This is a genomic window from Mucilaginibacter sp. KACC 22773 (assembly GCF_028736215.1).
GTDB lineage: Bacteria > Bacteroidota > Bacteroidia > Sphingobacteriales > Sphingobacteriaceae > Mucilaginibacter.
Genome location: NZ_CP117883.1, coordinates 1686139 through 1699061, shown reverse-complemented (window position 1 = coordinate 1699061; position 12923 = coordinate 1686139). Strand labels below are relative to the sequence as shown.

17 protein-coding genes are annotated in these 12923 nt (G+C 42.2%); 12 read left to right on the top strand and 5 right to left on the bottom strand.

All coding sequences use genetic code 11. The features are described from left to right. Positions 1-74 precede the first annotated feature (74 nt). On the bottom strand, positions 75-1835 hold the full coding sequence (locus tag PQ469_RS07475) for a DUF885 domain-containing protein (protein WP_274212381.1): 1761 nt from the start codon (positions 1833-1835) through the stop codon (positions 75-77). A gap of 84 nt (positions 1836-1919) precedes the next feature. Between PQ469_RS07475 and PQ469_RS07470 the strand changes: the two genes are divergently transcribed. The 10 genes from PQ469_RS07470 (at position 1920) to PQ469_RS07425 (ending at position 8525) form a co-directional block, all read left to right on the top strand. Further along, positions 1920-2042 (top strand): hypothetical protein, encoded by a 123-nt coding sequence (locus PQ469_RS07470; protein WP_255369811.1) that lies wholly within the window; start codon positions 1920-1922, stop codon positions 2040-2042. A gap of 268 nt (positions 2043-2310) precedes the next feature. After that, positions 2311-2433, top strand: a complete 123-nt coding sequence (locus PQ469_RS07465) for a hypothetical protein (protein WP_274212380.1) — start codon at positions 2311-2313, stop codon at positions 2431-2433. Between the two features lie 91 nt (positions 2434-2524). After that, positions 2525-2713, top strand: coding sequence for a hypothetical protein (locus tag PQ469_RS07460; RefSeq protein WP_274212379.1), 189 nt, complete (start codon positions 2525-2527; stop codon positions 2711-2713). A gap of 156 nt (positions 2714-2869) precedes the next feature. Beyond that, on the top strand, positions 2870-3607 hold the full coding sequence (locus PQ469_RS07455; protein ID WP_274212378.1) for a hypothetical protein: 738 nt from the start codon (positions 2870-2872) through the stop codon (positions 3605-3607). 594 nt (positions 3608-4201) lie between these two features. Beyond that, on the top strand, positions 4202-4624 hold the full coding sequence (gene rpsL, locus PQ469_RS07450; RefSeq protein WP_090645085.1) for a 30S ribosomal protein S12: 423 nt from the start codon (positions 4202-4204) through the stop codon (positions 4622-4624). 19 nt (positions 4625-4643) lie between these two features. Next, positions 4644-5111, top strand: a complete 468-nt coding sequence (gene rpsG, locus PQ469_RS07445; protein WP_090645082.1) for a 30S ribosomal protein S7 — start codon at positions 4644-4646, stop codon at positions 5109-5111. Positions 5112-5271: 160 nt separating this feature from the next. Beyond that, positions 5272-7383: an elongation factor G gene (fusA, locus tag PQ469_RS07440; protein WP_274212377.1), complete on the top strand. Its 2112-nt coding sequence runs from the start codon at positions 5272-5274 to the stop codon at positions 7381-7383. Positions 7384-7518: 135 nt separating this feature from the next. After that, positions 7519-7824 carry a 30S ribosomal protein S10 gene (rpsJ, locus tag PQ469_RS07435; protein ID WP_022830652.1) on the top strand — a complete coding sequence of 102 codons (306 nt, stop codon included), beginning with the start codon at positions 7519-7521 and terminating at the stop codon, positions 7822-7824. 171 nt (positions 7825-7995) lie between these two features. Continuing rightward, on the top strand, positions 7996-8310 hold the full coding sequence (locus tag PQ469_RS07430; RefSeq protein WP_274212374.1) for a hypothetical protein: 315 nt from the start codon (positions 7996-7998) through the stop codon (positions 8308-8310). Positions 8311-8315: 5 nt separating this feature from the next. Then, positions 8316-8525, top strand: a complete 210-nt coding sequence (locus tag PQ469_RS07425) for a hypothetical protein (RefSeq protein ID WP_274212373.1) — start codon at positions 8316-8318, stop codon at positions 8523-8525. A gap of 315 nt (positions 8526-8840) precedes the next feature. Here the strand turns inward: PQ469_RS07425 and PQ469_RS07420 are convergent, their stop codons facing one another. The 4 genes from PQ469_RS07420 to PQ469_RS07405 all read right to left on the bottom strand — a co-directional run bounded on the left by PQ469_RS07420 (position 8841) and on the right by PQ469_RS07405 (position 10615). Then, positions 8841-9251: a VOC family protein gene (locus tag PQ469_RS07420; RefSeq protein ID WP_274212372.1), complete on the bottom strand. Its 411-nt coding sequence runs from the start codon at positions 9249-9251 to the stop codon at positions 8841-8843. Between the two features lie 85 nt (positions 9252-9336). Continuing rightward, positions 9337-9693 carry an MmcQ/YjbR family DNA-binding protein gene (locus tag PQ469_RS07415; RefSeq protein WP_274212371.1) on the bottom strand — a complete coding sequence of 119 codons (357 nt, stop codon included), beginning with the start codon at positions 9691-9693 and terminating at the stop codon, positions 9337-9339. Positions 9694-9702: 9 nt separating this feature from the next. Next, positions 9703-10266, bottom strand: a complete 564-nt coding sequence (locus PQ469_RS07410; protein WP_274212370.1) for a hypothetical protein — start codon at positions 10264-10266, stop codon at positions 9703-9705. Between the two features lies 1 nt (position 10267). Then, positions 10268-10615, bottom strand: coding sequence for a VOC family protein (locus PQ469_RS07405; protein ID WP_274212369.1), 348 nt, complete (start codon positions 10613-10615; stop codon positions 10268-10270). 280 nt (positions 10616-10895) lie between these two features. On the opposite strand from PQ469_RS07405, the gene PQ469_RS07400 reads away from it, so the two are divergent. Next, on the top strand, positions 10896-11090 hold the full coding sequence (locus PQ469_RS07400) for a KOW motif-containing protein (protein WP_274212368.1): 195 nt from the start codon (positions 10896-10898) through the stop codon (positions 11088-11090). Positions 11091-11188: 98 nt separating this feature from the next. Further along, a complete protein-coding gene (gene pruA / locus PQ469_RS07395; RefSeq protein ID WP_274212367.1) occupies positions 11189-12826 on the top strand; it encodes an L-glutamate gamma-semialdehyde dehydrogenase in 1638 nt (545 codons plus the stop codon). Positions 12827-12923 lie beyond the last annotated feature (97 nt).

The window sequence follows — 12923 nt, the reverse complement described above, 5'->3', positions numbered from 1 at the left end:
AGAATAAAAAGAGAATGTCATCGCGGCTTCGGCTACGATGACATTCTCTTTTTTATTAAAAGGCATCCAGCCTCTTAAAGCACATCGCCCCAGGTGCTTTTGTCTTTCAGCATAATTTCTCTTAGCATGCCAATTTGCGGCATGCCGTGGTCAAGTACTGCATCATGGAATTTTTTGAGGGAGAAAGCGGCGCCTTCCTGTTTTTGGTAATCATCGCGTAGTTTCAGGATCTCCAGCTTGCCAATGGTGTAAAACAGGTAGCCTGGATCGAAGGTGCCGCGTATGGCCTCCTGCCTCGATGGTTTATCGCCCTGGTACCAGTTGTTCATGAAAAATTTGGTGGCCTCATCTACATTCATGCCCTGGGTATGGGTTTTGATGGATACACATAAGCGGCAAAGCCTCAGCAAGGCATCGCCCGATTGTGCCAGGCGGTATTTGGCTGCCTTTACCGTGTCGCCATTGTGGCCGTAGCCTTCATCGGCCATCATTTTTTCGCAATAATGGGCCCAGCCTTCCACAAAGGCATAGCTACCGAAGATCTTTTCAATTTTGGTTGCCGATGATGCATTCAGGTGCAAAAACTGGGTATAATGGCCCGGGTAGGCTTCGTGGATGGTTACATTGTCGGTAGTGTAATAGTCAAACTGTTTTAACCAGTCTTCTTTTTGCTGGGCCGTCCATTTAGGGTCTACAGGGGTTATATAATAATAGGCCTCGGTGGCAGTAGTTTCAAACGGGCCAGGCGTATCCATTGATGCGGTACCTGTAGCGCGGGCGTATTGCGGTGTTTCCTCCACCTTAACCCGCACCTGCGATGGCATGGTCACGATGTTTTTATCTATCAAAAACTGGCGAATCTGCTCCAGGTTCTTTTTGGCATCCGGGATCAGGCTTTCGGCCGTAGGATGATCTTTTTGCAGGTCGTGGTATACATCAACCGGTTTTTTACTGGGATTGATGATCTTGGCCGCGGCATTAAACGAATCCTGTTCTTTTTTTAACTGGGCCAGGCCAATTTCCAATATCTTATCGGGTGTAAGTTTTATCCCTTCACTGTATAACAGCATTTTTTGGTAGCTGGCTGTACCTATGGCGTATTTGTTATTGGCCTTGGGCAATTTTACTTTTTTCAGATAAGCGGCAAAATCATTTACTGCTGCTATAGCAGCCGCGTTAACCTTGTTAAAGGTTTTCATCAGTGTATCGTTCTTCACATCTTTTAGTGCAACCTTCAAGTCGCCGCCTAAAAAAGCAGCCGAGCCTTCCGCTATCTGGATGGCGGTTTCAACGTACGGCTTCGCCAGGGTATAGTTCAGGTTTAGTTTGGCATCGGCCATCATTTTAGGGGCCTGTTTTTCTATCGCGATGATAGATTTTACCCTATCCGCTATCGGTGCAAAATTGCGCTTTATATAAATACTCACATCAACCGCGCCGGCATAGGTCATGGGGTTTTTAGTAAAAGTACCCAGGTCTTCAAAAGTCCAGAGTTCCTGTTTAATGGCCGAGCGTAAAATGCGGTAATCGTAAAATGTTTTGGGGCTAAAGGATGCCGTATCGGCAGAGTTCAGTTTAGCATCAAAATCTTTTAACCGCGCCAGTTCTTTTTCGATAGAGGCCTTACTGATATCGGTAACCTTACCATCATATTGGTGATACCCAAGGGCAACGCCATTGGCCGGTCGCCAGGCCAGGTAACCGTCGAGGTAGTCGTCGGCTGTTTTTTGGAAGGCAGCATCGCCGGATAACGCATCGCTATTATTGGCTGCGGGCTTAGGCTTGCAACCGGCAAGGATGCAAAAAGGAATAATCAGTAAGGATATTTTTTTCATGATGACTGTATTGTAAAAACCTAAGTTAATGGTTTTGAAAACAAATAACAGCCAACTTATATTATAACTATAAAACATACCACTATGAAAAAGAAATTCACCGGCATACTGTTGCTTGCAGCAATGGTTGCCACCTTAGCTACAAGCTGCGCTCCGCCAAGGAACATGCCGCATCCGCCAACGCCGCCAAAACCCGCAGCGCCATAATAAGAAAAGCCTTTGACTGTAACGAGTTGGAGGCTTTTTTGCAGTGCAAACGCATCTAATTGGGTTAACATAACTTAACACATTTTAGATATATTTTTTATAAATATTTAATAATCAGTATTTTATATTTAATCACGGTTAACACTAAACTGATAGCGCAATTTAGGCGCATCCAAATATTTGCGCCTGTTGTTGGCCAACACAAGTCTCTTCGGTACCTCAATCATTTAACCAGTATCAGGTAATAAAAACAAGGTAGGCTTTTAACATGGCAACCTGCTACAAAAACACAGGCAAGCTGGCCGATTATAAAACCCGGAGGCTGAAAGCCAAAGAGTTTGCCATGCCCGAATCGCCCTATTACCAGCAGATCATTGACGCGGTTTTTTAATAAAATGCCACCCCGGTTAATCCTTTTCAAAAACAAATCGTCATATATATGTACGTTGTTTAATTAACAAGTACCATTAAAATTAAACACCATGAAAAAGAGATTTGTTGCATTTGCACTATTAATATCAGCAGTTGTTGTATCGGTATCATCTGGTTGTGTGGTACGCGATGGATATGGAAGAGGTTATCATCATGACAGGTACCGCTACCGCGATCATGACGACCACGGACGTGGCCACGACCATGATTACAACCATGGTGGCTATGACCATTACTAATATAAAAAGATTGTTTTGAGTGATTGTTTGTGAGTGATTGATGGCAAGGCGGTGAGTAATCACCGCTTTGTTTGTTTATTTTTGTGGATGGGGGGATAACGCCCCCATGTTTCAATTAAAATACAATATAATTATAAATCCGCATTTTGCCTGTAAATGAACTATTCAACAATCACCTCTTCAGATATGCTTACTGGTTTTTTACTACATGAACAAATTAAGTACTCCATAAATCAGATTTATCCAGTTGGATTGAATAAGAATACTATCGAGTATAAGCAGCACCCTAAAATAGTGCTTTTGATGCAGAATTTTGAGAATAGAACAAATAACCATAAACAGTATTATCAGCCGTGGATAATTTTTTTAAAAAAGTTACGCGCTAAGTCAAAAAAAAGTATCCGCAACTGTAGTGGGCCTTTCGATACATGTTTCAGCGGTGAATTGATTTTAGAAGAGTATGAAGACATGACCTTTCGGAGGGTTAAGAGGCTGTTTTTTTCGGTTAGTCAGGTTGCAGATTTTTTTACTGTTTACGGAATGGATGAGACTTTTATCAAAGACAAGGAAATGCCCTCGGAACCTGGCTATCGCTCAATAAATGTTATTACCGAATCACCCTATAGCGAATTCAAAATCGAATTTAATTATCTGCAGACTGCAATAGCCGAGCAATACCCTGGATACAAATTCGTTCCGATAAGAGTGTCGTTAGATTTAGTAAAAGGGTTACAAACTCCGTATAGCTACACGGACCAATGTAGCATTCACAGTGCTTTGTTTGATGCGTCATTTGAACTAAATCCGGTGAGATTTTTCAGGGGAGAAAAATATTATGGAAGTGGTATTACCAACATTAGCGTCAGCCTGCCACCTCCACCACCAATAGGTTAGACATTATTAGCAGTGGCGACCATTCTATATGTGCAAGAAAGGTTTCTACCCGAGTTAGAGCCTTAAATTGTGTAAAGTTTGTCATCTGACTATTTACTATTTTTTTTCCCAAGCCCGCAATAGCGATGGACGTGGATACCGGCCAATGTGGCTAAGGCCGGTGCAGTATGAACAAACAGCGCGGGCCGAAGGTATTGCCATTATTTAGATAAAGGGCTTTTTCTCCCTATATCATTTTAAATATAACAGTAAACATTAATCAACTTAGTAACTGTCTCTGTACATCGGGGATTGCTTCGTTCCTCGCAATGACGGTAGTTTAAGCCATTTGATTAACTATATCTATTGCTCTTCACTACGATTTTTCAAGGTTTTACCAGATGGGTACTCGCCATGACGATGCTTCGAATAGCGTTTTCAATAACTCCCCATAACGCCTAAATTATCAATCAATTACCCACCCAACGCCCCTTCCATCCACCAAACCAACCCTTTACAAAACTTTTTCTACCCAATCCCTTGAAAATCAAAAAATACTCCGTACCTTTGCAGTCCTTAAAATAAGGATAAAACTGTAAATACAAAAAGGAAAAAATGCCTACTATTCAGCAATTAGTTAGAAAAGGTAGAGTAGCTCTGGTTGACAAGAGTAAGTCGCCAGCGTTGGACAGCTGTCCACAGCGAAGAGGAGTATGCACACGCGTGTATACCACTACCCCTAAAAAACCAAACTCAGCAATGCGTAAAGTTGCCCGTGTGCGCTTAACCAACGGTAAAGAAGTAAATGCTTACATACCAGGTGAAGGTCACAACTTACAGGAGCACTCTATTGTTTTGATCCGCGGTGGTCGTGTTAAGGATTTACCAGGTGTACGTTACCACATCATCCGTGGTGCATTGGATACATCAGGTGTTGCCGGCCGTAACCAACGTCGTAGTAAATACGGAACAAAACGTCCTAAACCAGGTCAGGTAGCTGCACCTACTAAGGGCGCACCAGCTAAGAAGAAAAAATAATTAAGGAGGATAGAAAGCAATGAGAAAGTCAAAACCAAAAAAGAGAATTATCCTTCCTGATCCAAGGTTTAATGATACCCTGGTTACAAGGTTCGTAAATAACATGATGTATGATGGTAAAAAATCTACCGCATACGCTATATTTTATAACGCAGTTGATATTGTTGAAAAGAAAACCAGCGAAAGCGGTTTAGAAACCTGGAAAAAGGCTTTAAACAATGTTATGCCTGCAGTTGAAGTTAAAAGCCGTCGTGTTGGTGGTGCTAACTTCCAGGTACCAACCGAAGTTCGTCCGGAGCGTAAAATCGCTTTAGGTATGAAATGGTTAATCAGCTATGCCCGTCGTCGTGGTGAAAAAACCATGATGGAGAAATTAGCCGGCGAGATAATATCAGCAGCTAAAGGTGAAGGTGCAGCAGTTAAAAAGAAAGAGGATACGCACAAAATGGCTGAAGCCAACAAAGCGTTCTCACACTTTAGATTCTAATTAGTGAATTATTGAATTAGTGAATTATTGATTAGATAACATTATGCTAATCAGTAATTCATTATTTCGCCAATCACTTTCTAAAAATATAAGTGAATGACTTAATTAGTGAAATTCAATTAAATCACTAATTCAATAAATCAATAACTCAATAATTACCATGTCAAGAGATCTAAGATTTACAAGAAATATAGGTATTGCCGCTCACATTGATGCCGGTAAAACTACCACTACCGAGCGTATACTTTACTATGCTGGTGTAAGCCACAAAATTGGTGAGGTACACGAAGGTGCAGCTACCATGGACTGGATGGCTCAAGAGCAGGAACGTGGTATTACCATTACATCTGCTGCTACAACAGTTAACTGGAACTACAGGGGAAAAAAATACCATATCAACATTATTGATACACCGGGCCACGTGGATTTTACCGTTGAGGTAAACCGCTCACTGCGTGTATTGGATGGTTTGGTGTTCCTTTTCAGCGCTGTTGATGGTGTTGAACCACAATCAGAAACCAACTGGAGGCTTGCAAACAATTATAACGTTGCCCGTATAGGTTTCGTTAATAAAATGGACCGTAGCGGTGCCGACTTTTTAAATGTTGTAAAACAAGTAAAAAGCATGTTAGGCAGCAACGCCGTGCCTTTGCAATTGCCAATTGGTTCTGAAGAGAAATTTCAGGGTGTGGTTGACTTAATTAACTGGAGAGGTATTGTTTGGAATGAGCATGATAAAGGTATGACCTTTACCGAAGTGCCTATCCCAGAGGATATGATTGAGGAAGCTACCGAGTGGAGAGAGAAATTATTGGAATCAGTTGCTGATTACGATGAAACCTTAATGGAGAAATTCTTTGAGGCGCCTGAATCAATTACCGAGCGCGAAATTTTGGATGCATTGCGTAAAGCAGTGTTAGATGCTAAAATTGTGCCTATGGTTTGCGGTTCATCTTTCAAAAACAAAGGTGTACAAACTATGCTTGATTACGTGATGGAATTGTTGCCTTCACCAATGGATGTTGAAGGTATCATAGGCCATCATCCTGATACAGGCGAAGAGATTTTACGTAAACCATCTGAAAAAGAACCATTTGCAGCATTAGCGTTTAAAATTGCGACAGATCCTTTCGTAGGTCGTTTGTGCTTTATCCGCGTATACTCTGGTAACCTTGAGGCTGGTTCATATGTACACAACATGCGTTCAGATAACAAAGAGCGTATATCACGTATATTCCAGATGCATGCTAACAAGCAAAACCCTATCCCTAACGTAGGTGCAGGTGATATTGCTGCGGTAGTAGGCTTTAAAGATATTAAAACAGGCGATACCCTGTGCGACGAGAAACACCCGATCATCCTTGAATCGATGCAATTCCCTGAGCCGGTTATCGGTTTGGCTATTGAGCCTAAAACTCAGGCCGATGTTGATAAATTAGGTATCGCTTTAGGTAAATTATCTGAAGAGGATCCAACCTTCCACGTAAAATCTGACGAAGAAACCGGTCAAACCGTTATTAGCGGTATGGGCGAGCTTCACTTAGATATCATCATGGACCGTTTGAAACGTGAGTTTAAGGTAGAGGTTAACCAGGGCGCGCCACAGGTTGCTTACAAAGAAGCAATCACAGGCAGTGTTCAGCACCGCGAAACTTACAAGAAACAAACCGGTGGTCGTGGTAAATTTGCCGATATCCAGGTTATACTTTCACCTAATGATGAAGGTAAAGAAGGTTTACAGTTTGTGAACGAAATTAGCGGTGGTGCAATCCCACGCGAGTTTATCCCATCTGTTGAAAAAGGCTTTGCTGCTTCAATGGCAAACGGTGTATTAGCCGGCTTCCCGTTAACCAGCTTAAAAGTACGTTTAATTGATGGTTCGTTCCACGCGGTCGATTCAGATGCGCTATCTTTCGAGTTAGCAGCTAAGATGGCTTACCGTGAGGCATTGCCAAGGTGTAAACCAGTATTGCTGGAGCCTATCATGAAAATCGAGATCCTTACCCCTGAAGAAAACATGGGTGATGTAATCGGTGATATGAACCGTCGTCGTGGCCAGCTGTTAGGTATGGATTCACGTGCAGGTGCACAGGTAATTAAAGCTACTGTACCACTTTCAGAAATGTTTGGTTATGTAACCCAGTTACGTACCATCACATCTGGCCGTGCTACTTCAACCATGGAGTTTGATCACTATGCTGAAGCACCACGTAACGTACAGGAAGAAGTAGTTGCCAAAGTAAAAGGCAAAAAAGCTGCTGCAAATGCATAAATCAATTAGTGAATTGGTGATTTAGTGAATGAGTGATTTTTATAATTCACTAAATCGCTAACTCACTAATTCACTCAATAAATAAATCAATTACTCTAATAAATAGCTCTTAGGGTAATCAAATTAAACAACAACATGAGCCAAAGAATCAGGATCAAATTAAAATCTTACGATTACAACCTGGTAGATAAATCTGCCGAGAAAATCGTAAAAACAGTAAAGCCAACAGGCGCTGTAGTTAGCGGACCACTTCCGTTACCAACCGAAAAGAAAATTTTCACCGTTTTACGTTCACCACACGTAAACAAAAAGGCACGTGAGCAATTTCAATTATGCTCATACAAGCGCTTATTAGACATTTACAGCTCGAACTCGAAAACTGTAGATGCCCTAATGAAGCTTGAGTTGCCAAGCGGCGTTGAAGTTGAAATCAAAGTTTGATAGATGCCCGGCCCACTGAAAGGTGTGGGACAACATAAAAAAACACCATCCGGTTTCGGGTGGTGTTTTTTTGTTTAAAGCGGCTTATATTTAGCTATGCAAAAGGGGCTTTTAATAATAGTAATTCTGCTTTTAAGTTTCGGATGTTCCGAAACTCACCGGATACGCAAAATGGCCGATGCATTAGGTAAGTGTGAAAAAAAATGGCAATACTCTAAATTAGACCACCCAATAAAAGGCATAGTTTTATTACATACCAAGGGATATTGCGGATATGCACATATCCATGCCAACACCATTGTTATAATCAATAATGCCGATACTATTCGGATAGATGGACCTTGCTATACCGAAAATACAGCCGTGTCTGATTCTGTACTCATTAGCCCTTATGAAACTGATGGAGTGATAGGAGCTATTGGCGATGGAAAATACGACTGTACTATCATGAAAACCTGCTATGGTATAATCAAAAAAATCAAATAGTTTTAATGAAATCTTACATCGCTTATCCAACGGAACAGCAAGCCAGGATCATGATAGCATTCTTTAAGGCGCTTGATATATCCTATGAACAAGTAGTTTCAGATGCTTTACCGCCAGGTGTTTTAGAGAACATCCAAAGAGGACAAGAAGACATAGCCGCAGGAAGAACAGTAAGTCTGGAAGAATTTAAGAAGCGATTAAGCTCCGCTAAATAAAGTCTTGTTACTTGATACTAACTACTTACTACTTACTACTAAAAATGGCGATGCCCTTGGCCCGGGCTCTTTGCTCATACTGCACAGGCCTTAGCCACGTTGGCCGGTATCCGCGCCGATTCCTATCGCGAAATTTTGTCTGAATCAGAATTTACAGAATTTAAGAATGAACAGAATTTTAATTCAAGGAAGTCTAATAATTTGACAAATAAAGTTCAGAAATATTCATTCTCAAATCTTCAAATTCTCAAATCTTCAAATAATTCTCCACCTGCACATCAAAGAATCTTACTACTTGATACTTGCTACTTACTACTAAACGTGCTTCGGCAACTGGCTCATATCCATATACGCAAACTCCCAAAGGTGGCCGTCCAAATCCTGGAAACCCCAGCCGTACATCCAGCCATGGTCTTGCTTATCGTTTGGTGTGGTAGCGCCGGCGGCAACTGCTTTGGCTATCATTTCGTCGACAGCTTCACGGCTATCTAACGAGATGCAGTTGATGGCCTCTGTTACCTGGGTGGCATCAGCTATTTCCTTTTTGGTAAAAGTTTTAAAAAAGGGCTCGGTTATCAGCATAAAGAAAATGGTATCACTTATTACTAATGAACCGGCCATGTCGTTGGTAAACTGTGAGTTGAAGGTATAGCCCAGGCTGGTAAAAAATTCGATTGATTTTTTAAGATCTTTAACAGGAAGGTTTACAAAAATTTGTGTTGCCATGATAGTTTGTTTTTAATGGTTATGATACAAATGTAGCCCCCCAATGTTAAAGTAATGCGGTGCAGATACGACAATTAAAGGGTGTTTATTCCCCGCCTGTATTAAGCTGTTTTTTTACTCTGGCCGGCAGCTTATCAGCTATAAGCCGGTACGATTGTTTGATATAAAACTCCCAGGCCTTATGGCTAAGGCAATTAATATCGGCTATATGCACCCATTTATAGCGGCCGATATAAGCTTGTGGCGAAAAGCATTCCTTTTGAAGGGTTTCTTCAAAGTCCTCATCCGGCACTTTAACCGATGCTGTTACCGGCACCGAATCGGGCCCTGTAAACAGGAAAGTTTTACCGCCAACGTTAAAACACAGGTGGTGATCCAGTTTGATATCTTCGGTAACACCGGGCAACTGATGGCAAATCGATTGAAGGGTTTCTATGGTCATGGTGCGATGTTAATCTGTATCATAATTATATTTTACAAACCTCTGCTTGCCGAAAGCGGCTTTATGATACACATCTTTGGTGTATTTTTTATCTTCCTGCACATCATCGTAGGATAATCCGGCATCGCGATGCAGCACAAAATCTTTCTTTACCAAATCATATTTAAAAGTGGTGAACCGGTTCCACCGATAGCGGCTGCCGCCATAATATTCCAGCGAAAAATACCGGCCTTTAATGGTTATCCCTTCAAACGGATCGCCAAACATGCCGCCGCAGCCTTTACAAAGCACCACGCTATCGTTACGGGCATAAAGCGATAAACTGCCATCTTTTTTACCCAAAAGTATCAGCAACGGCCTTGCTGTTTGGTCGCTATCTGTTTCGTGGTTATTTTTTAAAGCTAATACAATATCCGGATAGGTATCCTGGTTAAGATCGCCGGTTTCATAGGCCAAAACAGCATAGTCCTTCGGTATAAACAGCCTCAGCTTAGCCAGGACAATCTTTTTTGATTGCGCAAAAGTTGAATTAACTATTATTAATAAACCGGGTAATACAAGCAGCTTTTTCATCTTACTTTTTATACAATTCAATTTTACGGCCGTCAGGATCAATAACTATCGCCATTAACCCAAATTCAGTTGATATCGGCTGTGATAAAAATACAATATTATTCTCCTTTAGCAATTCAATTGTTGTATCAAAATTATCTATCTCAAAACCTAAGCGCAGGCTTTTATCCGCTTCGGTTTGGCTTTTTGTAAGCGGATAAATTTCAATTACAGTTTCACCGACGGTGGCTGAATAATGGTAAGGAGAATCGCCATGTTTGTGGTATTCAAAAGCGAAATTTAATAACTCATAAAATTTGGCAAGCTTTTCTATATCACCTGTTCTGATGACTAATAGCTTTATTTTCATAATGAATAATTATTTCTACCCTTGTAAGATAGTCATTTCACTTGTTCCGGCGGCGTTATAAATCAGCCCATTTTTTTTCCATCTGCTCTTTTTATGCCCTATATTGGAACTGTTTACGGTGATATCAGCAATACATTAATTACTTTTAATCCAATTTACGGGCGACGAGGAAATAAGACTTATACGCTTAAATTTAAGTGGCGATACTCAAGGCGGGCCACGTTTAGCCTTGGATGGCTGAACGGGCGAGCATAGATTACCAACTAAACAAACAATAAATATGGCTACAGAAAACTTAAAAAATGGAGACGATTGTAAAGTTGTCGCCGGAACCCATGCCGGAAAATGCGGCAAAGTACGCGATATAAATACAAGCAAAACCGGGCACATTACCATTACCGTTGTACAAGAAAACGGCGACCGGTTTAAAACATTAGGAAAGAATGTAGTTGTGGTATCTCAAGAAAGTTCCTGAAATATAGACCCAACTCTACCCTATCAACATTTTGACACTCCCCTCACCCATCGTCAATCACAAATGCCTATCTTTGCCCCATTAATTGACGACCCATTATGCTTAAAGGATTTTTTAATGTCCCGGCTCCTGTAAACGAGCCGGTTTTAAACTATGGACCCAGAAGTTTAGAGCGTGTAGCCCTCAAGGCTGCTTTAGACGAGGCCCGCGCACAACAGTTAGATATACCTATGTACATTGGCGCGCAGGAAGTACGCACCGGCACCAAGCTGGAAATTCGCCCGCCACATGATCATAAACACCTGTTAGCTACTTTTAGCGAAGGTGATGCCAGCCATGTAACTGCCGCTATTGATGCAGCCCTTGCCGCCAAAGCCGACTGGGAAAACCTGCCCTGGGAACAACGTGCCGCCATATTTTTAAAAGCTGCCGATTTAATTGCCGGCCCGTACCGTGCTACCATCAACGCGGCTACCATGCTTGGTCAATCAAAAAACGCTTACCAGGCCGAGATCGATTCGGCTTGCGAGCTGATAGATTTTCTGCGTTTTAACGTGGAGTACATGACCGAAATTTACAAGCAGCAGCCCCCGGTATCGGGCAAAGGTGTTTGGAACCGTTTGGAACAACGCCCGTTGGAAGGTTTTGTATTTGCATTAACCCCGTTCAACTTTACAGCTATAGCGGGTAATTTACCTGCATCGGCCGCAATGATGGGTAACGTGGTGGTTTGGAAACCTGCTTACACGCAGATTTATGCTGCCAACGTGATCATGAAAATATTCAAAGAAGCCGGTGTACCGGCCGGCGTTATCAACCTGATTTACGTTGATGGCCCGGTTGCAGGAGACGTAATATTTAACCACCCCGATTTTGCAGGCATCCACTTTACCGGATCAACCAAAGTTTTCCAGAACATCTGGCAAACTATTGGTACCAACATCCACAAATACAAAACCTACCCACGTATTGTAGGCGAAACTGGCGGCAAAGATTTTGTGCTTGCCCACCCAAGCGCCAACGCCGACGTAGTGAGCACAGCCCTTGTTCGTGGTGCTTTTGAATATCAGGGACAAAAATGCTCTGCGGCTTCAAGGGCCTACATCCCTGCCTCGTTATGGCCCGCGGTAAAGGCTAACATGCAGCGCGATATCACCTCATTTAAAATGGGCCCGGTAGAGGATTTTGAAAACTTTATCAATGCCGTTATAACCGAAGTATCTTTTGATAAGCTGGCCAAATACATTGATGCTGCCAAAACCGACGAAGGGGTTGAAGTTGTTGCCGGCGGCAGCTACGATAAAACCAAAGGTTGGTTTGTGGAGCCAACCGTGCTAAAGGTTGAAGACCCATACTATGTAACCATGTGCGAAGAGTTGTTTGGCCCCGTATTAACCATTTACGTGTACGAGGACGATCAATTTGATGGGGTGCTTAACATTGTAGATAAAACATCTATCTACGCCCTTACAGGCTCTATTATCTCGCAGGACAGGTATGCCATTGCCAAAGCAACCCAGCATTTACGCAACGCAGCTGGAAACTTCTATATCAACGATAAGCCAACCGGAGCCGTTGTTGGTCAGCAGCCATTTGGCGGCGCAAGGGGATCGGGCACTAATGACAAAGCAGGTTCGATGATTAACCTGTTGCGTTGGGTTTCTCCGCGTACCATCAAAGAAACTTTCGATCCGCCGACAGATTACAGGTATCCGTTTTTGGCTAAGGAATTATAAAAGAGGCCCCGCCCAAACCCTTCCCTGAAGGGAGAGGGCTTTAAAAAGCTAAGAGGTTGTATCTTTCGATGCAGCCTCTTTTTGTATTATGTGTTAT

Bases quoted from the DNA above. Each gene is read 5' to 3' on its own strand.
- PQ469_RS07475 (WP_274212381.1), bottom strand. From the start codon at position 1,835: ATGAAAAAAATATCCTTACTGATTATTCCTTTTTGCATCCTTGCCGGT.
- PQ469_RS07470 (WP_255369811.1), top strand. From the start codon at position 1,920: ATGAAAAAGAAATTCACCGGCATACTGTTGCTTGCAGCAATGGTTGCC.
- PQ469_RS07465 (WP_274212380.1), top strand. From the start codon at position 2,311: ATGGCAACCTGCTACAAAAACACAGGCAAGCTGGCCGATTATAAAACC.
- PQ469_RS07460 (WP_274212379.1), top strand. From the start codon at position 2,525: ATGAAAAAGAGATTTGTTGCATTTGCACTATTAATATCAGCAGTTGTT.
- PQ469_RS07455 (WP_274212378.1), top strand. From the start codon at position 2,870: ATGAACTATTCAACAATCACCTCTTCAGATATGCTTACTGGTTTTTTA.
- rpsL (WP_090645085.1), top strand. From the start codon at position 4,202: ATGCCTACTATTCAGCAATTAGTTAGAAAAGGTAGAGTAGCTCTGGTT.
- rpsG (WP_090645082.1), top strand. From the start codon at position 4,644: ATGAGAAAGTCAAAACCAAAAAAGAGAATTATCCTTCCTGATCCAAGG.
- fusA (WP_274212377.1), top strand. From the start codon at position 5,272: ATGTCAAGAGATCTAAGATTTACAAGAAATATAGGTATTGCCGCTCAC.
- rpsJ (WP_022830652.1), top strand. From the start codon at position 7,519: ATGAGCCAAAGAATCAGGATCAAATTAAAATCTTACGATTACAACCTG.
- PQ469_RS07430 (WP_274212374.1), top strand. From the start codon at position 7,996: ATGGCCGATGCATTAGGTAAGTGTGAAAAAAAATGGCAATACTCTAAA.
- PQ469_RS07425 (WP_274212373.1), top strand. From the start codon at position 8,316: ATGAAATCTTACATCGCTTATCCAACGGAACAGCAAGCCAGGATCATG.
- PQ469_RS07420 (WP_274212372.1), bottom strand. From the start codon at position 9,251: ATGGCAACACAAATTTTTGTAAACCTTCCTGTTAAAGATCTTAAAAAA.
- PQ469_RS07415 (WP_274212371.1), bottom strand. From the start codon at position 9,693: ATGACCATAGAAACCCTTCAATCGATTTGCCATCAGTTGCCCGGTGTT.
- PQ469_RS07410 (WP_274212370.1), bottom strand. From the start codon at position 10,266: ATGAAAAAGCTGCTTGTATTACCCGGTTTATTAATAATAGTTAATTCA.
- PQ469_RS07405 (WP_274212369.1), bottom strand. From the start codon at position 10,615: ATGAAAATAAAGCTATTAGTCATCAGAACAGGTGATATAGAAAAGCTT.
- PQ469_RS07400 (WP_274212368.1), top strand. From the start codon at position 10,896: ATGGCTACAGAAAACTTAAAAAATGGAGACGATTGTAAAGTTGTCGCC.
- pruA (WP_274212367.1), top strand. From the start codon at position 11,189: ATGCTTAAAGGATTTTTTAATGTCCCGGCTCCTGTAAACGAGCCGGTT.